Raw genomic sequence first — 19,968 nt, 5'->3', positions numbered from 1 at the left:
CCAGCGGGTAGGTTGGGTGGACGAAGAGACCGGGTAAGTTGGGTGGATGAGGAGACGACCGCCGCATCTCCTCCACCTTTCGCCTGGGGAAGTGGCCTACCTCAAGACGCTGGTGGAGGACGGACGTACCGAGCAGCGCGTCGCGCGTCGAGCGCGCATCCTGCTGGCCATGACCGCCCCGGACATCGTCGTGTCGGAGCTGGCCGACAGACTCGAACTGGAGCGCACCACCATTTGGAACTTGTGTCGTCGCTACGAAGCATACGGTGTCGATGTGGTGCTGGATGCACCCCGCTCCGGCCGTCCGCGGGAGCTTTCCCCCCCTGCAGCGAGTGGAGGTGGAGCAGTTGGCATGTTGTGAGCCGGCGGGCGTCGGTTTGGAGATGACGCACTGGTCCACCCGGAGCCTGGCCCTGGTGGCACGTCAGCGTGGCATTGCGCCCACCATCTCTCACTCCACGGTGGCGCTCATCCTGCACGACGCTGACTTGCAGCCGCACCGCACGCGTTACTGGAAGACACCCACCCTGGACGACACTTTCCGTCACAAAGCGGCCCAGGTGCTGTGGTGCTATGAGCAAGCGCAGCAGTTGGCCCAGAAGGGCGAAGTGGTGTTGTGCGTGGACGAGAAGCCCAACATCCAGGTGCTGCACGGCGACCAGCCCGTGCGGTCCATGCAGCCCGGCCTCATCGAGCACCGGGAGTTCGAGTACAAGCGGCACGGTACGGTGAACCTCCTGGCCAAGCTGGTAGTGCACTCCGGCCGCATGCGCAGCTGGGACCTGGAGAGAAACAACGGGGACTGCTTGCGAGCCGTACTGCCGCAACTCCTTGGGGACCATCGCGACGCCAGGCGCATCCACCTCATCTGGGACAACGGCTCCAGTCACACCGCCAGGCAGACGCTCGACTTCCTTCGCACCCACTACCCGCACGTCCGGGTGATTTTCACTCCAGCTCATGCCTCCTGGCTCAATCAGGCGGAGTTGCTGCTTCGCGCTTTCACCGAGCGCTACCTGCAACGAGGGGACTGGGCCAGCCGTGACGAGCTCATCAAGCACCTCGACGCCAGCTGGCCCGAGTACAACCGCCTCTACGCCCACCCCTTCACCTGGTCCTGGACTCGCGCCAAGATGCGTTCGTGGGTGGACCGGCACCTGTCCTGACTATGTTGAAAAACTTGTCGGACACTCCACTAGCCCCACCCGTGTCATGAATCGAGCGGTTTTCGCGGACGCGCGCTCCCTGCCTGATCCTCGTGGACGATCCTCCGCTCCCGTTCTAAGTCCATGGGGCGAACCTCCGCGCCTGCGTTGCTCCGCGGCACGGTGCTGGATCGAGAAGGAGCTGAATGATGCGCCGCATCGCGAATGCCCTCGTTGCCGTCGTTTGTTCCGTTGGATTCCTGGCCTGCTCCTGCTCCGGGGACAAGCCGCCCGGGGGGAACCCTCCCGGGGGGAACCCTCCCGTGGAGAAGACGAGCCGATTCTTCCTTCCCACGGGAGAGCCCCGCAACACGACCAGGCCCCGCGTGGAGGTGGATGCCAACGGCAACCTCCACATGGTCTATCCCGCCTCCTCCGTGGGGGACGCCTTCTACGCGTACTGCCCGGGCAATTGCAGCTCGGCGGAGCAGGCCAAGGTGGTGAGGTTCAGCACCCAGGGCACGGTCGACAACGCCATGGTGGCACTCGGCCCGGACGGGCGGCCCCACGTGCTGCTGAGCACCTACCAGCGGGCCTACTACGCCTCCTGCACGGGAGACTGCTCCCAGCAGTCCTCCTGGACGGTGAGCGCCATTCTCGAGCACGGCGGGAAGTACGAGATCTCCGGTGAGGCGTTCGCGCTCACGCCCGAGGGGCATCCGCGCTTCGTCATGCACGGCTACCGCAGCCTGAGGGGCGCGACGCCCTCGACCTTCTACGTTCAGTGCGACAGCTCCTGCCAGACCGCGGCGAGCTGGCACGCCAGCCAGATCAGTGATCAAACCTGGCAGGAGGTCACGTTGCGCTTCACCTCCTCGGGTCAGGCGAGATTGACCGCGACGAAGCCCGCCAATGACGGATCGTCGCAGCACAAGGGCTCCTTCGGGGAGTGCGACGCGAACTGCGCGCAGCCCGACAACTGGAAGACCCTCGATCTCTACAACACGTTCAGCAGTCTGACCGAGCTGGCGCGCATGTACCCCTCCGTGTCCATGGCCCTCACGAGCTCGGGCAAGCCGCGGATTGCCCTTCTCGGCGCGGACGAGGGAGGGAGCGGCGAGCGGAACCTGGTGTACGCGGAGTGTGACGGGAACTGCCTCGTCAACGAGGGTTGGCAGGCGCAGTTCCTCATCCCGGCGGGAAGCGAGGGGAACAAGCTCAGGGCGGGATTCGATCTCGCACTCGACGCCCAGAACCGGCCGCGCCTCGTCTATACGGCGGATTACAACATCCTGCTCGCGCACTGCGACGCGGACTGCACCGATCCGGACAAGTCCACCTGGCAGCTGAAGAAGGTCGAGCTCAGCGGGGACATGCAGGCCGACCAGGTCATCCCCTATTCCAACTGCACGATGGCCTCCTGGTTCCTGCTCCGTCCCTCCCTGGCCATCGGGCGTGACGGGCTGCCGAGGGTGGCCTACCAGGCGGCGGACATCAGTGGCGGAGGGAGCCATCCCGAGCCGGGCACCACGCCCTGCTCGGCGGGCGCGGACATGACCTTCGCGCGCTTCTCCCAACTCGACTCGCTCCGTTCGGAGTGAATCAGACAGGGTGGGCTTGGAGTGCCGTCCGCCCCTCGCCTGCCAGGGCCCGCTCGCGCAGCACCGTCCGCTCCACCTTGCCCATGGCGTTGCGTGGAAGTGCCTCGATTCCCAGGAAGCGCGCGGGCACCTTGAAGCCGGCCAGTGACTCGAGGCACCACGCCCCCAGCTCCTCGGGCAGCGGGGCTCCGTCCCGCGTCGCCACGAAGGCCACCGGCACCTCGCCCCAGCGCTCGTCCGGTACGCCCACCACCGCCGCTTCCCGCACCGCCGGGTGCGCGGCCAGCACCGCCTCCAGCTCCGCCGGGTAGATGTTCTCCCCTCCCCGGACGATCAGGTCCGTCCGCCTCGAGAGCACCGTCAGCCGCCCCCGCCCGTCCAGCATCCCCATGTCCTTCGTCCGCAGCCAGCCGTCCCGGAACGCCTCGCGCGTGGCCTCGGGCCGGTTCAGGTAGCCCGCCATCACCGTGGGGCCCCGCACCTCGATGTCCCCTTCCCTCCCCGCCTCCAGCGCCTCGCCCCCGGGCCCTACGATTCGCACCTCCAGCCCCGGGAGGGGTCGCCCCGCCGTGCGCCCATCTGCCTCGGCCGGGTGCTCCGTCGCCACCTGCGCGCAGCTCTCCGTCAGCCCGTAGGTCTGGAGCGCCAGGATTCCCGCTGCTCTCGCTCGGGCCAGGAGGGGGGCGGGCACGGGCCCACCGCCAATCAGCGCCAGCCGGAACGTGGCCGGGACCGGGCGATCCTTCCGCGCCTCCAGCACGCGCTCCAGGGTCGTCGCCACGAAGCTCGCGTGCGTGACGCCCTCCTCGTCGATGGCCCGGTTGGTGTCCTCCGCCTCGAAGCGCTCCCGGAGCACGAGGCAGCCTCCGTCGTACGCCGCGCGCGTGAGCATCCCCAGGCCCCCCACGTGGAAGAGCGGCAGCGTCCCCAGCCAGTACGGCGCCGGGTGGGCTCCCAGGTTCGCCTCGGAGGCTCGCGCGGACGCCCGGAAGTTCCCCTCCGTCAGCACCGCCCCCTTCGGCCGGCCCGTCGTCCCCGAGGTGAAGAGGATGACCCGCGGTGTCTTGGGTTCCAGCGGCGCGCAGTCGCGCACGGGGGGGCTCACCGTGTCCGTGAAGGACTCGAGGGGCTCGGCTCCCGGGAGGCGATCCGCGAGCCCCGTGAGCGCCAGGGTGAGTCTCGGGGCCACGTCCTCGGAGAGAGGCTGGAGCTCCGCCCTCGTGAGCCTCGCGTTGAGCGGCGCCAACACCGCTCCGACTCGCCCGAGTGCGAAGAAGAGTTGCGCCACCGCCGCGTGGTTCGTCGCGAGCAGCGCCACCCGGTCTCCCTGCCGCACGTCTCGCGACTGGAGCGCCGCCACCCACCGGCCGACCTCAGCGTCCAGCTCCCGGTACGTCCACCCCCGGCCCCCGAAGGTGAGTGCCAGGGCCTCCGGCCGCGTCTCCGCACCGGCTCGGATGGGGCATGTCCACTGCATCAGTGCACTCCCAGGCCCGGCTTCCGCGGAAGCTCGATGCGGCCCCCCACCGGGCGGAATGGATGGTTCGCGGGCTCGTCCTTGAAGAGGTGCCCCACCCCGAGCCCCGATGCGTACCTCCCCGATGGCAACGCCGCCGCCAGGTGCGCCGCTCCCGCTCGCGCGATCACCCCGTCCAGCGAGCTCGTCACGTACGCGTCCATGCCTCTCCTCGCCGCCTCTCGCGCCAGGGACAGCGTGGGCAGCAGCCCTCCCAGCACCATCGGCTTGAGCACCAGGATGCCCACCGTCCCGGGGTTGTTCAGGATGTGCTCGGTGGATTCGGGCAGCGCCAGGGATTCGTCCGCGGCCAGGGGACAGGGACTGTGCGCACTGAGGCGGGCCAGGGCTTCGGTGTTCTCGGGCGCTACGGGTTGCTCGCAGAGCTCGAGGCCGTAGCGGGACAGTGATTCCAGTGCGGCACGTGCCTCCGGCTCCGTCCAGGCCCCGTTCGCGTCCACTCTCAGGCGGATGGCCGCGCCGACCGCGCTCCGCACGGCCGACAGTCGCGCCAGGTCCTCCGGCAATGGGCGCCCCGCGACCTTGAGCTTCAACGTCTCGTAGCCCTCCGCCACCGCCCTCCGCGCTTCTTCCGCCAGGGCCTCCGGTGTGGCGGCTCCGAGCAGTGCGTTCACGTGCAGAGAGGATCTGGCGTCACTCGAGAGCAGTTGGCTCAGGGGGACTCTTCTGCGCTGCGCGAGGAGATCCAGGAGCGCTTGTTCCACTCCGTGTCTCGCCGCGGGTGTCCGTGTGGGAAGACCCTCACCCCAACCCTCTCCCAGAGGGAGAGGGGGTATGCGCGGATCCACCCCGGGGTCCTCGGCACCCTCACCCCGTCCCTCTCCCGGTGGGCGAGGGGTGATTGGGCTCGGTAATCGCTCCAGATGCGCCAGGATCTCTTTGAGGGCTCGCTCGCAGGCAGCCGGCGACTCCGTGCCGAATTCCTCCAGCGGCATCGCCTCTCCCTGCCCGACCCGCCCTTCCTCGTCCTCCAGACGCACCACGAAGCCCTCTCGCGCTCCGTAGGTGCCCCTCGCCGTCCTCAGCGGGTTCACCATCTCCAGCCGCAGCGCGTGGAGGGCCGTCTTCGTGATGCGCATCCGCCTACCTCAGGTACAGCCCCACCGAGAACAGCAGCCCGAACACCAGTTGCAGTTTCGCCGTCCCGCCCAGCGCCGGGTTCAACGCCGCCCCCTGCGCCCCCAGCACCAGCTTCAGCGGTCCCACCGCCACCGGTGCGCTCAGCAGCGCCAGCAGCACCCACGGGCTCGCCAGCCCCAGGCCCCACATCGCCAGCGGCGTCACGTAGGCCGCCGCCAGCAGCACCACGTACTCCGCCTTGCCCGCCGCCGTGCCGAAACGCACCACCAGCGTCTTCTTGTTCGCCTTCACGTCCGTCGACGCGTCGCGCAGGTTGTTCACCACCAGCAGCGCCGTGCCAATCGCGCCCACCGGAATCGCCGCCCACCACGCCGCCGGGCCCACCGTCAGCGCCTGCACGTAGTACGTCCCCGGCACCGCCACCAACCCGAAGAAGATGAAGACGAACACGTCTCCCAGCCCGTGGTACGCCAGTGGAAACGGGCCTCCCGTGTACGCGTACCCCGCCAGCACCGACGCCAGCCCGATCGCCACGATCGGCCAGCCTCCCACCGCCACCAGGTACGTCCCCACCGCCACCGCCAACCCGAAGCACGTCAGCGCGCTCGCCAGCACCACCCCCGGCGCGATCAGCCCGCTCTGCGTCACCCGCTTCGGCCCCAGCCGCTCCTCCGTGTCCGCACCCTTCTTGAAGTCGTAGTAGTCGTTCGTCAGGTTGGTGCCGATCTGGATGAGCATCGCGCCCACCAGCGCCGCCAACGCCGGCAGCCACCGGCCCACGCCCAGCCCGTACGCCAGCGCCGTCCCCACCATCACCGGCACCAGCGCCGCCGTCAGCGTCTTCGGCCTCGCGGCCATCAACCACGTCTTCAAGGTGGGGCGAGGCGCCTCCACCGGGGCTGCAATCGCGTTCATGGCTAGCCGTTGCCCCCGGCCGCGCTCTTGTCGGGCACGGCGGTCTCGAACTCGGGTGACTCGTACCAGGGCGTCTGCAGGAAGGAGATCACCTCGCGGGCGTACTCCTCCGGCACTTCCAGATGCGGGGCATGGGTGCAGTCCGAGAACGTGCGCCGCCACACCACCGGCAGATCCTCCGCCATCCGGCGGGCGATCTGCGTGAACTTCTCGTCCAGCGCTCCCGTCAGCAGCAGCGTCGGCAGCCGCTGGCGTTGCAGCTCCGGCCAGTAGTCCGGCTGCACCGCCAGGCCCAGGCACTCCAGCGCCCCCACCAGCCCCTCCACCGTGCACGCGTTGCGCCGCGCCCGAAGCACCGCCTGCTGCTCCGCCGGCAGCTTGCGCACCCCCGCGAAGAGCGGCAGCGACTCCCAGTACTCCATGAAGGCCGGCACGCCCTTCTGCCTCAGCATGGCCGCCAGTTGCGCGTCACTCACGCGCCGCTCCGTCCGATGCTGGCGCCGGTGCAGCCCCGGCGAGCCGCTCTCCATGATGAGCCGTCCGAAGCGCTCGGGCCTGCTCATCGCCGCCGCCAGCGCGAAGCGCGCCCCCTGCGAGTACCCCAGCAGGTTCGCCTTCGGCTCCCCCACCTCGTCCAGCACCCGCATCACCGCGTCGATCGTCTCGAGGAAGCCCTCGCGGCCCGTCTTCGTGGGCAGCGGCGTCTCCCCATGCCCCGGCAGGTCCACCGCGATGGCCCGCACCTTGTCGCTCATCAGCGGGCGCAGGTGGTCGAACGCGGACCGGTTCCCCGTGAAGCCATGCAGGAGGAGGAGCGGGTACGGACCCTCTCCCCACGTCTCGTACGCCATCTTCAGAGCCATGGGCCTTCTCCCAGTGCGGCCGCCATCCTCGCGAATAGCTGCCGGTGCAGATCCACGTTCCTCGCCCGCTCCGCCACCTTCACTTCGATGAGGTGGACCCCGCCCTTGAGCCCCTCGGCCACGGCCGAGCGCAACGCCGCGGGCGAGTCCGGCCGCCGGAAGCGGGCCTGGTAGAGCGCCGCCGCATGCGACAGGTCCACCCCGTGCGGCGTGCCCCACAGCGGCTCGTAGTGCGACTTCGCTCCCTCGGCCTGGGCGATGGGCAGGAAGGAGAAGATACCTCCTCCGTCGTTGTTCACCACCACCACCGTCAGGGGCACCCCGCAGCGGCGCGCCGTCAGCAGCCCGCCCACGTCGTGCAGGAAGGCCAGGTCTCCCGTCAGCAGCACCGTGGGACGCTCCGAGGCCGCCGCCACCCCGAGCGCGCTCGAGAGGATTCCGTCGATGCCGTTGGCTCCCCGGTTGGCCAGCACCCGCAGGCCCCGGCCCATGGACGGCGCGAAGGCGTCCACGTCCCGGATGGGCATGCTGCTCGACACGAAGAGGTTCGCCCCGTCCGGCATCGCCGCCACCACGTCGTGCGCGATGCGCATCTCCGTGAGCGCCGGGTCCTCCGAGAACGCCGACTCCAGCGCCGCCCGCGTCCACTGCTCGGCCCACAGGAAGCTCCGGGCCCACGGGCCCAAGCCCCGCGAGAGCCCCTGCCGCAGCGCCTCGCACGCCGCCACCGACGAGCCCTCCACCACCCGCGACGCGCGGTGCGCCGGATCGTAGAGCCCGCCCTCGTCGCTGAAGACCACGATCTCCGCGCCCGAGCCGTCGATCCACGCCTGCGGCCCCTTGGGCGTCAGGCCTCCCCCGAAGCGCAGCACCAGCTCCGGCCGGTGCGCCCGGGCGAAGGGCTCGTGCCGCAGCATCGCGTCATAGAGCGACACCGTGGCCGGGCCGCCGCCATAGCGCGCCTGGGAGGTGGCCTCGGCCAGCACCGGGTAGCCGGTGGCCTCGGCCAGCGAGGCGATCGCCTCCGCGAAACCGTCGTTCTCGTCCCGGGGCCCGCAGACGATGACGCCCCGCTCGGTGGCCGCCACCCGCGCGCGGAGCTCCTCCAGCACCCGCGCGTCCGGCTGGCGCGCCGGAGGAACGAGGGTGGTGAGCGGCGCTCCCGGCCTGCCCTCCCGCGCCAACGGGGAGAGGTGCCTGGCGTCGAAGCTGCCGGGCATGGGCGCGAGCGGCTCGCGGAACGGCACGTTGAGCTGCACCGCGCCCCGGGGCGCCCGCGAGGCCACCGCCACGGCCCGGGCCACGGTGGCGCGCAGGTGCACCAGCGCCCCGTTGTCCGCCTCCGGCAGGCCCACGTCCGCGAACAGCCGCGCGAACTCCCCGAAGAAGCGCGCCTGCGGCACCGTCTGCGGCGCGCCCCACCCCTGCAGCTCCAGGGGCCGGTCCGCCGTCAGCACCACCAGCGGCACCTGCGACATGGCCGCTTCGATCACCGCCGGGTAGAAGTGCGCCCCCGCCGTGCCGCTCGTGGCCACCAGCACCACCGGCGCGCGCGAATGCTTGGCCAGCCCCAGCCCGAAGAAGCCGGCGCTGCGCTCGTCGATGATGGACCAGGTCCGCAGTCCCTCGGCCTGGGCACACGCCAGCGCCAGGGGCGAGGAGCGCGAGCCCGGGCACACCACCGCGTGCCGCACGCCGCCTCGAACCAACTCCTCCACCAATGCCCGCGCCCACAGTTGATTCAGGTTGGCGTCAGACATGTCCTCCTCCGAGCGCGCGCAGCATGGCCTGGCTCTTCATCTCCGTTTCGCGCCATTCCGATTCGGCGCTGGAGCCCGCCACGATACCAGCACCCACGAAGAGCCGGGCCTGAGATCCCTTGATGCGCGCCGAACGCAGCGCCACCATCTGGTGCGCCCGCCCGGGTCCTACCCAGCCAACCGGTCCCGCGTACCAGCCCCGATCCAGGGCCTCGTGCTCGACCAGGAACTCCAGTGCGCGTTCCCGGGGGGTTCCTCCCACCGCCGGTGTGGGGTGCAGTGCCGCCACCAGCTCGGCAACCCCGACCCCCTCGCGCAGCTCGGCGCGGATGCCCGTGCGCAGGTGCACCACGTTCTTCAAGGTGAGCAGTGCCGGCTCGGCGTCCGCTTCCAACTGCTCCGTCAGCGGCTTGAGCGCCCGGAGGATGTAGCGCACCACCGCCTCGTGCTCGCGGCAGTCCTTGTCGCTCCCCCCCAGCGCTCCGGCCTGCGCGGGCGCCGCGGAACCGGCCAGCGCCTCCGTCTCCAGCCGGCGCCCCTCCACCCGGCACAGCGTCTCCGGCGTGGCGCCCAGGAAGGCCGCCCCGTCCGGCGCCCGGAAGAGGAAGGTGGCACAGCGCGGATTCTGCTCGCGCAACCGGGCCAGCACCTCCACGCGATCAAAGGTGTGCTCGCCCTCCACCTCCACCGCCCGGGCCAGCACCACCTTCTGGAGGCCCCCGGTGTTGATCGTCTCCACCGCGCGCTCCACGCGCCCCTCGAAGTCCGGCCGCGACGAGGCCAGCCGCAGCGCCTGGGCACCGCTCCGGGCATGCCGGAACCCCGCGGGGAAGACCCCGCTCACCCGCCCCAGCACCGAGCGCACCACGTCCTCGGCTCCGGGACCCTCGGGGGCGAAGGCCGCCGCCATCAGGCCCGGGCCCTCGCGCCACACCACCACCTCCGGCAGCGTCCACCGCCCGAAGCCGAACGCCCCCCATCCCGAGTCCCCGCCCGCCTGGGAGAAGCGCATGCCTCCGAACCAGGGCCCTGGCAGCGCCGAGGGCGCCTCGCCCAACCACCGCACCGAGTCCGGCGCCGACAGCTCGCGCAGCACCGCCTGGGCTCGCGCACCGCTCGCGGCCTCCACCGACGCCGCCTCGCCCCACCCCGCCATCGCCTCACCCGCCAGCGGGCGCTCCCAATAGACGGATGGCTCCCCCAACACCTCCGCCCCCGCGAGCGGATCCACGGCCGGCAGGGACATGGTCCCCGCCACCCAGCGGCCTCCGTCAGCGCGTCCGAGCGTCGTCATCACCGGTCCTCACGAGGCTCCACCACCAGACGAGGCAGCAACCTCTTGTTGTTCTGTACGGCGGTTTGGCTATACAAGCATCACGGGGTTCAAAACAACGTGAACTCCACAGGGAACGGGAGGCGGCCGTGAGCGGCAAGCCGAGTGAGGAGGGCGCGGGTGCGCCCCGAGAAGGGACCCCCCGAGTCGCCCGGGCCTGGAGGCCCGAGGGCACGCGCGTCCGTGTAGGACAGGTGGAGGTGGGAGGCCCCGGTTTCGTGGTGATGGCCGGTCCCTGTGCCGTGGAGGGCATGGAGCAGACCGAGCAGACCGCCGCCGCCGTGGCCGCCGCCGGTGCCCACATCCTTCGCGGTGGGGTATTCAAGCCTCGCACCAGCCCCTACTCCTTCCAGGGCATGGGAGAGCCGGGCCTGCGCGTGCTGTCCGAGGCCGCGCGCAAGGTGGGCCTGCCCATCGTCAGCGAGGTGATGGAGTCCACGCAGCTTCCTCTCATGGAGGACTCCGTGGACGTGCTCCAGGTGGGCGCGCGCAACATGCAGAACTTCTCGCTGCTCCGGGCGCTGGGCAAGGTGCGCAAGCCGGTGCTGCTCAAGCGGGGGATGGCGGCCACCATCCAGGAGTGGTTGCTGGCGGCCGAGTACGTGCTGGAGGGCGGCAACGATCAGGTCATCCTCTGCGAGCGCGGCATCCGCACCTTCGAGACGGCCACGCGCAACACGTTGGATCTGTCGGCGGTGGCGGTGGCGAAGCTGCGCACGCACCTGCCGGTCATCGTGGATCCCTCGCACGCCACGGGCGAGCCGGACCTCATCCAGCCCATGGCGCTGGCGGCGGCGGCGGCCGGGGCGGACGGGTTGATGATCGAAGTGCATCCCCGGCCCGAGCAGGCCCTGTGTGACGGGCAGCAGGCCCTCACGCCGGAGCGCTTCCAACAATTGATGCGGCGGCTGCCGGGCGTGCTGAGCGCCGTGGACCGTCACCTCTGGATGCCGGAGCTTCCGGCGCATGTCGTGAGGGCTCGATGAGCACCGAAGTCCGGCAGATGTTCTCCTCCATCGCCACGCGGTACGACGTGACGAACGAGGTCCTCTCCTTTGGTATCCACCGGCTGTGGCGCCGCTCGGCCGTGCGGCTCAGTGGCGCCCGGGAGGGCAACGCCGTCCTCGACTGTGCCACGGGCACCGGGGACCTGGCGCTGGCCTTCAAGCGCAAGGTGGGCGCCTCGGGCCGGGTGATGGGCACCGACTTCTGCAAGGAGATGCTGGACAACGCTCCGGCCAAGGCCGCCCGCGAGGGGCTCCAGGTGGAGTTCCAGGTGGCCGATGCCATGGCGCTGCCCTTCGCGGACGCCACCTTCGACGTGGCCTCCATCGCCTTCGGCATCCGCAACGTGGATGATCCGGTGAAGTGCCTGAAGGAGATGGCCCGCGTGGTGCGCCCCGGCGGCCGCGTGGTGGTGCTCGAGTTCGGCCAGCCCACGGGCCTGTTCGGCGGGCTGTTCCGCTTCTACAGCAAGGTGATCATGCCCACCATCGGCGGCCTGCTCACCGGCAACCGGGCGGCCTATGAGTACCTCCCCCGGACCTCGGCCGCCTTTCCGGCCGGTGAGAAGTTCCTGGCATTGATGGATCAGTCCGGTTCCTACAAGGAAAGGGTGGCCCATCCGATGACGTTCGGGACATCCTACGTCTATGTCGGGACCGTCCGCTGATCAGAAGCACCTGCTGGTCCAGCGCATCCTCGAGTCCGTGGATCCCCGGCTCGCGCCTGCGCTGAGGGAGGAGCTTGCCCAGCCCGGTCCCCGGCCGCTCCCCGCGCCCGGGCAGACCGTCGCCATCGCCGGGCACCGCTCCGCGGGCAAGACGCGCCTGCTCCCCCTGGTGAGCGCGCTGCTCGGCAGGCCGGGGTTGGACCTGGATGTCGAGCTCGAGCGCCGCTCGGGCCGGAGCCTCCGCGAGTGGGTGGCGCAGGACACCAACGGCTTCCGCGAGGCCGAGCGCAGCCTGCTCCTGGAGTTGTTGCCTCGCGGCTCCGTCATCGCGTTGGGCGGCGGCTTCCTGTCCCATCATCCGGAAGCCCTCCAGCCCTGCTACACCGTGCTCATCCCCATCTCCTTCGAGACCTACCGCCAACGGCTCCTCCGGGACACCCGGCGCCCCCGGCTGCGCCCCGGCATGACCCTGGAGGAGGAGCTCCACTCCGTCTACCACCAGCGGCAGGTGCTCCACGCGCGCGTCTCCACCGTGAGCCTCGTCGACTTCCTGCGAGCCTTCGCCTTGCCCGGGAGCAATCCATGACGCCGGCCCGCCGCGTCGTCACCCTCCCTCCGAGCCTCCGCGGCCCCGACGCCCTGCGCTTCGCCGCCGACGCCCGGAGCCGGGGGGCCGACGTGCTGGAGGTGCGCACGGATCTCCATCCCGCCGATGCGGTGGAGGCCTCGGCGCTCGTGGGCCTGATTGAGCTGCTCGTGTCCGAGCGCGGCACGCCCCTGCCTCCCGCATGGGTGGCCGCCGCCCGGTGGGTGGATCGGGATGTCGTCCACGCGGGGGACCTGGCCGCTCCGGCCGGAAAGCTGCTGGCCTCGCACCACGCCGAGCGGCCCCTGTCCACCGAGGAGGCTCTTCGTCTGTGGGACGTGGCGCTTCCGCCGGGGGCGCTGGTGAAGCACATCGAGCCGCTCGGGCCGGAGTCCCGGGAGCGGATCGCCGTGCTGCTGGAGACCCAGGCGCGGCTGCGGGCCCGCTTTGGGGACGGGCGGGTGACGGTCCTTGCGATGGGGCCTACGGCGCTTCCCGTTCGCGCCGTGCTCGCCCGGCGCAATGTGCTCGATTACGTCGCCGTGGGCGGCGATTGGAAGGCAGCGCCGGGACAGAGGCTGCTCGCGGATGCAACCCGGGAGGCGCGGCACCCTCACCCCGTCCCTCTCCCGGAGGGCGAGGGGATGTTGGGCAGGTTGGGGATTCTGGGGACGTCGATCGTCCACTCGCGCTCGCCTCGCATCCACCGCCAGCCCTTCGACCGCATCGACATCCCCGAGGACGCTCCCGTCGAGTCCCTCGTCGATGCGCTGCTGCCCCACTACCGGGGCTTCGCCGTCACCAGCCCCTTCAAGATCCGCCTCGCCCGGCATACCGGCTCGCCGCTCGATGCCATCAACACCCTCGTGCGCCGCCGCGACCGCTGGGAGTCCTTCAACACCGACACCGCCGGCGCTCGCACCGTGCTCGAGCGGCTCGGGGCCCGGGAGGTGTTCGTGCTCGGTGACGGTGGCGCCAGTGCCGCCATCCGCGTCGTGGGCGCCGAGACCGGCTGCCAGCTCCGCTTCCTGCGCCGCGCGGAGATCTCCGCGCCCCTGTCCGGCTCCGGCATCTGGACCTGGCCGGATCGCATCACCCCACCCGACGCCCTGCGTTTCGAGGGTGCCCGCATCGCCGTCATCGCCTACGGAGCCCCGGCGCGCCGCATCGCCACGGAAATCACCCGCCGCGGGGGGACGCCGCTGCTCCTCGGCGCGGCCTGGTTCATCGCCCAGGCCCGACAGCAGCGCGCCCTCTGGGAGACCGCTTCATGAATACGATTGGCACCCTCTTCCGCCTCACCACCTTCGGCGAGAGCCACGGCCCCGCGCTCGGCTCCATCATTGATGGCTGCCCCGCCGGCATTCCCCTCGAGCGGGAGTCCATCCAGGCCGCGCTCGACCGCCGCCGCCCCGGCCAGTCCGCGCTCGTCACCGCGCGTGCCGAGCCGGATCAGGTGGAGATCCTCTCCGGGGTCTTCGAGGGCAAGACGCTCGGCACGCCCATCGCGGCCATCGTCCGCAACACCAACCAGCGCTCCGGGGACTACGACAAGCTCAAGTCCGAGGATCGTCCCGGCCACGCCGACGCCGTCTGGCGCGAGCGCTTCAAGCACCGGGATCACCGCGGAGGTGGGCGCACCAGCGGCCGGGAGACGCTCTGCCGCGTCATCGGAGGCGCCGTGGCCGAGGCGTACCTCGCCCAGGCCTTCCCCGAGGTGCGCACCGTCGCCTGGGTCTCGCAGGTGGGCAACCTGGTGTCCGCCATTCCCGAGCCCGGCCTCACCCGCGCGATGGTGGACGCCCACCCGACCCGCTGCCCGGATCCGGTGGCCCGCGAGGAGATGTCCAAGCGGATCCTCGCCGCCAAGGAGGCCGGAGACAGCCTCGGGGGCTGCATCGACATCCGCGTCGACGGCGTGCCCGTGGGCCTGGGCGAGCCCATCTTCGGCAAGATGAAGTCGCTGTTCGCGCTCGCGCTGGGCAGCGTGGGCGCCGTCACGGGCGTCGTCTGGGGCCCGCCGGATCTGCTCGCGCGGATCGAGCAGCCCGGCAGCGTCTTCCACTCCCAGAAGGACACCTACGGCGGCATCCAGGGCGGCCTGGCCAATGGCGAGCCCGTGGCCCTGCGCGTCTTCTTCAAGCCTCCGGCCACGCTCGCGGACCACGCGAAGGGCGGACGACATGATCCGTGCATCATGCCCCGCGCCGTGCCCGTGCTGGAGTCCATGGTCTCGCTCGTGCTGGCGGACCTCGTCCTTCAACTCAACGCCCGGCCCCACTCCGCATGATCCAGCTCTCTCCTGGCGCCTACCGTCATGCCACCGACCGGTGGGGCTCCTTCAAGCGCCTGTGTGCCACCCTCCCCGAGGGCAGCTTCGCCGTCGTGGATCGCCGGGTGGCCCGCCTGCACCCCGCGGTGATTCCCGCCCTCAAGGCGCGCAAGCCCCACACCGTGGTGCAGCTCACCGGCGGTGAGGGCGCGAAGACCTTCGAGGCCCTGGAGCAGCTCATGGCCGCGGGCCTGGCGATGCCGCGCTCGGGCACGCTGATCGCCATCGGCGGAGGCACCATCGGCGACGTGTCCACGGTGGCCGCGCACCTGCTCAAGCGGGGCGTGCGGCTCGTGCAGGTGCCCACCACGCTGCTGGCGGCGGTGGACAGCAGCCTGGGCGGCAAGGGCGCGGTGGACATGACCGTGCGCGGGCGCGTGGTGAAGAACCCGGTGGGCGTCTTCCACTACGCCGACGAGGCATGGATCTGCCCCGAGTTCTACGAGACCCTCTCGGACACGCAGCGGCGCGAGGGCTCGCTCGAGGCCTGGAAGATGGTGGCCAGCCTCGACGAGGCGCTCTTCCGCGCGTACACGCGCCGGGCGCCCGCGCTGGAGCGGATGGTGAAGGACGCGCGGCGCCTCAAGGAGTCCGTCTGCGCGCAGGACCCGTACGAGCAGCAGGGCCTGCGGCGGGTGCTGAACTTCGGCCACACCTTCGGCCACGTGCTGGAGAGCGTCTCGAACTTCAAGCTGTCGCACGGGGACGCGGTGGGCCTGGGCATGCTGTGCGCGCTGGACGTGGGGCGCGCCATGGGCGTCACCCCCGAGGACGTGGCCGCCCGGGTGGAGGACGCGCTGCACCTGGGACCGGGAGTGCTCGGCCGGGAGCGGACGGCGGCCCTGCTGAAGCGCGCGGCGCTCGAGGATGTGGTGGCCCTGCTGTCCGCGGACAAGAAGACCGGCAGCGCGGGCGAGCTGCGAATGGTGCTGCTGACCGATATAGGAAGCGCCGAGGTGCGTGACGTCTCCGCGGACGTGTGGCGCGCGCTGTGGCCGGTCTGGACCCGAGGATTTCGCCCATGAGTCAGCTCCACGTCGATCCGAGTCAGCTCACCCCCGCGGCCCTCACGCCGCCCATCTCCAAGTCGGACGCGCAACGGGCGCTGGTGCTGGCCCACCTCACGGGGGCCTGGCCCCTGCCCGTCCTCCAGCAGGAGCCCTCGCACTACCTGCCCGCGGACGTGCACGTGCTCACCCGGGGCATCGAGACCCTGCGCCAGCCGCCCGGCACCGTGCGGGACGTGGACTGCGCGGATGGTGGCGCCCCCTTCCGCATCTTCGTCACCCAGGCCGCGGTGACGCCCGGCACGCACGTGCGGGTCACGGGGACGCCCCGGCTCGGCGAGCGGCCCCATGGCCCCCTCTTCGAGTCCCTGCGCGAGGCGCTCGGCCCCTCCGGGCTCGTGCTCACCGAGGGCCGCCCCTGGCCGGTGGAGATCAAGGCACCGGATCGCACCGGGGAGCCCGTCTTCCGCGTCCCGGGAGCGCAGAGCAGCCAGTACGCCTCCAGCCTGCTGCTGGGCTGCGCGGCCCTGTACCTGCGCGAGCGCCGCCCGTGGCGGGTGGAGATCATCGGCCCGCTGACGAGCGCGGGCTACCTGGAGCTGACCGTCTCCTGGCTGCGCCGCTTCGGCTTCACGGTGCAGGAGCAGGAGGGCCGCTTCGAGGTGACGGACTACCGTGCCCCCGAGCGCACCCCCGCGATGCCGGGCGACTGGTCGTCCCTGGGCTACCTGCTGCTCATCGCCTGGAAGACCGGGGGGAGCGTGGAGCGGGCGGACCTCTCCAGCGCCCATCCGGACCAGGCACTGGTGCGGCTGGTGGAGCGCGCGGGCCTGAAGGCGGTTGCAGGCCCCGACAACACCCTGCGGATGACGGGGACGGCCCGGGACGGGCTGGTGGCCTCGGGGACGGAGTGCCCGGACCTGCTGCCCACCCTGGCCGCGCTGGCGTGTGTGCTGCCTCGCCCCTCCACCCTCACGGATGTAGGCGTCTTGCGCCTCAAGGAAAGCGACCGGTTGGACGGCATCCGCACCCTGGTATCCGCGTTCGGAGGCACCACGCACCTGGAGGGCGAGACGCTGACAATCCACCCTCCTACCTCCCATCCGCCGCGCTTCTCCATGAACAGCCGGGATGATCACCGCCTGGCAATGGTCGCGGCTACGCTCTCTGTTCTGTCCGGTGTACCGCTTTCCCTCACCGGTCCTGAATGCGTGGAGAAGAGTTTTCCGGGCTTCTGGCGGCAGCTGGAGCGCACAGGGGTTCGTCTCACGTCGTGAAAAACGGGCGATGCCTGGGGGGAAACGCGGCCTCCCCGGGTGCGGTTCTTTTTTGTTGAAAGCGCTCTGCCGCCTGTGAAAAGTCCCGCCCATGGCAAAGGAAACGCTGACGATCACGGACAACCGGACCGGGAAGACGTACGAGGTCCCGATCGAGAACGGCTGCATTCGCACCAACGCTCTGCGGCAGATCAAGGTCTCGGAGGAAGACTTTGGCCTGATGGGTTACGACCCGGCGTTCCTGAACACGGCCAACTGCAAGAGCTCCATCACCTTCATCGACGGTGACAAGGGCATCCTCGAGTACCGGGGCTACCCCATCGAGCAGCTGGCGGAGAAGTCCTCGTTCATCGAGGTGGCCTACCTCCTGCTCAACGGCGAGCTCCCCGACGCCCAAGCAGCTCGAGGAGTTCAACTACCTCGTCACGCACCACACGTACGTGCACGAGAACATCAAGACCTTCATGGACGGGTACCGCTACGACGCGCACCCCATGTCCATGCTGTCCTCCACGGTGGCGGCGCTCTCGGGCTTCTACCCGGACGCGAAGAACACCAAGGACGAGCGCAGCCGCCGCATCCAGATGACGCGGCTCATCGCGAAGATGCCCACCATCGCGGCGTTCTCCTACCGCCACAGCATGGGCCTGCCGTACGTCTACCCGGACAACGACCTGTCCTACGTGGGCAACTTCCTGGCGATGATCCGGAAGATCGGCACCACGACGTACAAGGTGCACCCCACGCTGGAGAAGGCGCTGGACGTGCTCTTCATCCTGCACGCGGACCACGAGCAGAACTGCTCGACGACGTCGGTGCGCACGGTGGGCTCCTCCGAGGTGGATCCCTACTCGGCGGTGGCGGCGGGCATCGGGGCGCTCTACGGCCCGCTGCACGGCGGCGCCAACGAGGCCGTGCTGCGCATGCTGCGCGAGATCGGCCACGTGTCGAAGGTGCCGGACTTCATCAAGGCGGTGAAGGGCGGCGAGGGTGAGAAGAAGCTGATGGGCTTCGGTCACCGCGTGTACAAGTCCTACGATCCGCGCGCCAAGGTCATCAAGCGCGTGGCGGACGAGGTCTTCGAGGTGACGGGCAAGAACCCGCTGCTGGAGATCGCGCTGGAGCTCGAGAAGATCGCGCTGCAGGACGAGTACTTCGTGAAGCGCAAGCTGTACCCGAACGTGGACTTCTACTCGGGCCTCATCTACGAGGCGATGGGCTTCCCGGTGGAGATGTTCCCGGTCCTCTTCGCCATTCCGCGCACGGTGGGTTGGGTGACGCAGTGGGAGGAGATGGTGAAGGACTCGGAGCAGAAGATCGCGCGTCCGCGTCAGGTCTACACGGGCTCCAAGCGCCGCGACTACGTGGCGATGAAGGACCGCAAGTAAGAACCAGTGCCAGACAACCCCTCTCCCTTCGGGAGAGGGACGGGGTGAGGGTGCCACGGGCCACGGGTTCCGAGCACCCTCTCCCTCTGGGCAGGGCGAAAGCATTTAAGGGTGGGAAGGCCAGGGAAAAGGGCGGGCTGCCTACTTAGGGAGTAATAGTCGCGGGATGACCTGAGAGAGCGAGGCGACGCCGGAAGTCATATGCTTCGCCCCACTCATGGAGTCATCAGCACAAACCCAGCAAGGCAAGCAGGCACTCAACCTGCTCTGGCAGCACTTCAGCAGTTTGGAAGACCCACGAGTGGAGCGCGGCAAGCTCCACTCGCTGCACAACGTGTTGACGATGGCGCTGTGCGCGGTGGTTGGCGGGGCCGACGAGTGGGAGGCGGTGTACGAGTTCGCCCTGACCCATGCGGACTGGTTGGCCAGCTTGCTGCACATGCCCAACGGAGTACCCAGCAAGGATACCTTCCGCCGAGTGTTCTGCGCCCTGGAGCCAAGGGCCTTCGAGGCGTGCTTCCGCAGGTGGGTGAAGACGCTGGCCAGGGACCTCAACGCACAGGTGGTGGCGGTGGACGGCAAGAGCGTGCGCGGAGCACTGGGTACGGGCCTGGAGGACACAGTGCTGCACCTGGTGCACGTGTGGGCCAGCGAGCAGAAGCTGCTGTTGGCGCAAACGGCCGTGGAGGGAGCCCCTGGTGAAGTGAATGCAATCCCCCAACTGCTCAAGTTGCTGGAGTTGAAGGGGGCGGTGGTGACGGTGGACGCCAACGGGTGCACGGCCAAGGTGGCCCAGGCCATAGTGGAGGCAGGGGCCGACTACGTGCTGGCGCTCAAGGGCAACCGTGGGCCGTTGCATGAGCATGTGCAGGAGGTATTCGCCCAGGTACGCACTGCCGAGGAGAAGAAGTGGCAGGGTGACTTAGCCAGTCGCAGCGCGGACGACGAGCAAGCTCAGGGGCAGGTGCGCATCGGCGAGCAACAGGTGCAGCAGCTGTCGCACAGCCGTAGTGAGGACACGGGGCACGGCCGGCACGAGGTGCGCAGCGCCTGGGCGCTGGAGTTGAAGCTGGAGCAGGCGCCAGCCAGCGCGAGCACGTGGGTGAACCTGAGGTCAGCCGCCATGCTGCTGCGCGAGCGCACCGAGGGCGGCAAGACGACACGCGAGTGGCACTACTACCTCAGCAGCCTGGAGCCCCAGGCCGAGGAACTGGCCCGAATCATCCGCTCGCACTGGGGCGTGGAGAACGGCCTGCACTGGAGCCTGGACGTGAGCATGAACGAGGATTCACGCCCCATCCGCGACCACAATGGGGCGCAGAATTTCGCCCTGCTCAGTCGGATGGCCCTCACGCTGCTGCGGCGCGAGAAGACGTGCAAGAAGGGCGTGCCCACCAAACGCAAGAAAGCCGGCTGGGACTCCGGCTATCTTGCTCGCGTCCTGAAATCCGCAGCTTCCGATATTTAAATGC

At 70.0% G+C, this 19,968-nt stretch carries 17 protein-coding genes and 1 pseudogene; 12 read left to right on the top strand and 6 right to left on the bottom strand.

Going from position 1 to position 19,968, the window contains the following annotated elements; genetic code table 11:
• The first annotated feature begins 91 nt into the window (after positions 1-91).
• The 3 genes from ACN28I_RS04060 (at position 92) to ACN28I_RS04050 (ending at position 2,746) form a co-directional block, all read left to right on the top strand.
• Positions 92-361, top strand: a complete 270-nt coding sequence (locus ACN28I_RS04060; protein WP_420940706.1) for a helix-turn-helix domain-containing protein — start codon at positions 92-94, stop codon at positions 359-361.
• 22 nt (positions 362-383) lie between these two features.
• Complete coding sequence (locus ACN28I_RS04055) at positions 384-1,166, top strand: IS630 family transposase (RefSeq protein ID WP_420940705.1); 783 nt, start codon at positions 384-386, stop codon at positions 1,164-1,166.
• Positions 1,167-1,468: 302 nt separating this feature from the next.
• On the top strand, positions 1,469-2,746 hold the full coding sequence (locus ACN28I_RS04050) for a hypothetical protein (protein WP_420940839.1): 1,278 nt from the start codon (positions 1,469-1,471) through the stop codon (positions 2,744-2,746).
• 1 nt (position 2,747) lies between these two features.
• Here the strand turns inward: ACN28I_RS04050 and menE are convergent, their stop codons facing one another.
• From menE to ACN28I_RS04020, 6 genes are read right to left on the bottom strand one after another with little or no spacing between them, the layout of a single operon-like run.
• A complete protein-coding gene (gene menE, locus ACN28I_RS04045) occupies positions 2,748-4,223 on the bottom strand; it encodes an o-succinylbenzoate--CoA ligase (protein ID WP_420940838.1) in 1,476 nt (491 codons plus the stop codon).
• Positions 4,223-5,320, bottom strand: a complete 1,098-nt coding sequence (locus tag ACN28I_RS04040; protein WP_420948560.1) for a mandelate racemase/muconate lactonizing enzyme family protein — start codon at positions 5,318-5,320, stop codon at positions 4,223-4,225. Before ACN28I_RS04040 ends, menE begins: the two co-directional genes overlap by 1 nt.
• A gap of 46 nt (positions 5,321-5,366) precedes the next feature.
• The gene (locus tag ACN28I_RS04035) at positions 5,367-6,278 is read right to left on the bottom strand and encodes a 1,4-dihydroxy-2-naphthoate polyprenyltransferase (protein WP_420940837.1); all 912 of its coding nucleotides are present in this window, start codon (positions 6,276-6,278) and stop codon (positions 5,367-5,369) included.
• A gap of 2 nt (positions 6,279-6,280) precedes the next feature.
• Positions 6,281-7,141, bottom strand: coding sequence for a 2-succinyl-6-hydroxy-2,4-cyclohexadiene-1-carboxylate synthase (gene menH, locus ACN28I_RS04030; RefSeq protein ID WP_420940836.1), 861 nt, complete (start codon positions 7,139-7,141; stop codon positions 6,281-6,283).
• A complete protein-coding gene (menD, locus tag ACN28I_RS04025; protein WP_420940835.1) occupies positions 7,132-8,901 on the bottom strand; it encodes a 2-succinyl-5-enolpyruvyl-6-hydroxy-3-cyclohexene-1-carboxylic-acid synthase in 1,770 nt (589 codons plus the stop codon). Before menD ends, menH begins: the two co-directional genes overlap by 10 nt.
• Positions 8,894-10,195, bottom strand: a complete 1,302-nt coding sequence (locus ACN28I_RS04020) for an isochorismate synthase (RefSeq protein WP_420940834.1) — start codon at positions 10,193-10,195, stop codon at positions 8,894-8,896. Before ACN28I_RS04020 ends, menD begins: the two co-directional genes overlap by 8 nt.
• Before the next feature lie 128 nt (positions 10,196-10,323).
• On the opposite strand from ACN28I_RS04020, the gene aroF reads away from it, so the two are divergent.
• From aroF to ACN28I_RS03975, 9 genes and pseudogenes are all read left to right on the top strand, one after another.
• Positions 10,324-11,220, top strand: a complete 897-nt coding sequence (gene aroF, locus ACN28I_RS04015; protein WP_420940833.1) for a 3-deoxy-7-phosphoheptulonate synthase — start codon at positions 10,324-10,326, stop codon at positions 11,218-11,220.
• Entirely contained in the window at positions 11,217-11,906 is a 690-nt protein-coding gene (ubiE, locus tag ACN28I_RS04010; RefSeq protein ID WP_420940832.1) for a bifunctional demethylmenaquinone methyltransferase/2-methoxy-6-polyprenyl-1,4-benzoquinol methylase UbiE, read from the top strand. Before aroF ends, ubiE begins: the two co-directional genes overlap by 4 nt.
• Positions 11,887-12,492, top strand: a complete 606-nt coding sequence (locus ACN28I_RS04005; protein WP_420940831.1) for a shikimate kinase — start codon at positions 11,887-11,889, stop codon at positions 12,490-12,492. Before ubiE ends, ACN28I_RS04005 begins: the two co-directional genes overlap by 20 nt.
• Positions 12,489-13,766: a shikimate dehydrogenase gene (locus ACN28I_RS04000; RefSeq protein WP_420940830.1), complete on the top strand. Its 1,278-nt coding sequence runs from the start codon at positions 12,489-12,491 to the stop codon at positions 13,764-13,766. The genes ACN28I_RS04005 and ACN28I_RS04000 overlap by 4 nt, the downstream gene beginning before the upstream one ends.
• A complete protein-coding gene (aroC, locus tag ACN28I_RS03995) occupies positions 13,763-14,782 on the top strand; it encodes a chorismate synthase (protein WP_420940829.1) in 1,020 nt (339 codons plus the stop codon). The genes ACN28I_RS04000 and aroC overlap by 4 nt, the downstream gene beginning before the upstream one ends.
• Complete coding sequence (locus tag ACN28I_RS03990; RefSeq protein WP_420940828.1) at positions 14,779-15,849, top strand: 3-dehydroquinate synthase; 1,071 nt, start codon at positions 14,779-14,781, stop codon at positions 15,847-15,849. Before aroC ends, ACN28I_RS03990 begins: the two co-directional genes overlap by 4 nt.
• A complete protein-coding gene (locus tag ACN28I_RS03985; RefSeq protein WP_420940827.1) occupies positions 15,846-17,108 on the top strand; it encodes a 3-phosphoshikimate 1-carboxyvinyltransferase in 1,263 nt (420 codons plus the stop codon). Before ACN28I_RS03990 ends, ACN28I_RS03985 begins: the two co-directional genes overlap by 4 nt.
• A gap of 91 nt (positions 17,109-17,199) precedes the next feature.
• Positions 17,200-18,496: pseudogene (locus tag ACN28I_RS03980) on the top strand (citrate synthase).
• A gap of 217 nt (positions 18,497-18,713) precedes the next feature.
• Positions 18,714-19,964 (top strand): ISAs1 family transposase, encoded by a 1,251-nt coding sequence (locus tag ACN28I_RS03975; RefSeq protein WP_420940826.1) that lies wholly within the window; start codon positions 18,714-18,716, stop codon positions 19,962-19,964.
• The last annotated feature ends 4 nt before the right edge of the window (positions 19,965-19,968 follow it).

The organism is Archangium gephyra, from assembly GCF_049060025.1.
Taxonomy (GTDB): Bacteria; Myxococcota; Myxococcia; order Myxococcales; family Myxococcaceae; genus Archangium; species Archangium gephyra_A.
Note: the sequence above shows the minus strand (reverse complement) of the source record. Positions and strands in the feature narration are given on the sequence as shown.

Bases quoted from the DNA above. Each gene is read 5' to 3' on its own strand.
- ACN28I_RS04055 (WP_420940705.1), top strand. From the start codon at position 384: ATGACGCACTGGTCCACCCGGAGCCTGGCCCTGGTGGCACGTCAGCGT.
- menE (WP_420940838.1), bottom strand. From the start codon at position 4,223: ATGCAGTGGACATGCCCCATCCGAGCCGGTGCGGAGACGCGGCCGGAG.
- ACN28I_RS04040 (WP_420948560.1), bottom strand. From the start codon at position 5,320: ATGGTGAACCCGCTGAGGACGGCGAGGGGCACCTACGGAGCGCGAGAG.
- ACN28I_RS04035 (WP_420940837.1), bottom strand. From the start codon at position 6,278: ATGAACGCGATTGCAGCCCCGGTGGAGGCGCCTCGCCCCACCTTGAAG.
- menH (WP_420940836.1), bottom strand. From the start codon at position 7,141: ATGGCTCTGAAGATGGCGTACGAGACGTGGGGAGAGGGTCCGTACCCG.
- menD (WP_420940835.1), bottom strand. From the start codon at position 8,901: ATGTCTGACGCCAACCTGAATCAACTGTGGGCGCGGGCATTGGTGGAG.
- ACN28I_RS04020 (WP_420940834.1), bottom strand. From the start codon at position 10,195: ATGACGACGCTCGGACGCGCTGACGGAGGCCGCTGGGTGGCGGGGACC.
- ubiE (WP_420940832.1), top strand. From the start codon at position 11,217: ATGAGCACCGAAGTCCGGCAGATGTTCTCCTCCATCGCCACGCGGTAC.
- ACN28I_RS04005 (WP_420940831.1), top strand. From the start codon at position 11,887: ATGTCGGGACCGTCCGCTGATCAGAAGCACCTGCTGGTCCAGCGCATC.
- ACN28I_RS04000 (WP_420940830.1), top strand. From the start codon at position 12,489: ATGACGCCGGCCCGCCGCGTCGTCACCCTCCCTCCGAGCCTCCGCGGC.
- aroC (WP_420940829.1), top strand. From the start codon at position 13,763: ATGAATACGATTGGCACCCTCTTCCGCCTCACCACCTTCGGCGAGAGC.
- ACN28I_RS03990 (WP_420940828.1), top strand. From the start codon at position 14,779: ATGATCCAGCTCTCTCCTGGCGCCTACCGTCATGCCACCGACCGGTGG.
- ACN28I_RS03985 (WP_420940827.1), top strand. From the start codon at position 15,846: ATGAGTCAGCTCCACGTCGATCCGAGTCAGCTCACCCCCGCGGCCCTC.
- ACN28I_RS03975 (WP_420940826.1), top strand. From the start codon at position 18,714: ATGGAGTCATCAGCACAAACCCAGCAAGGCAAGCAGGCACTCAACCTG.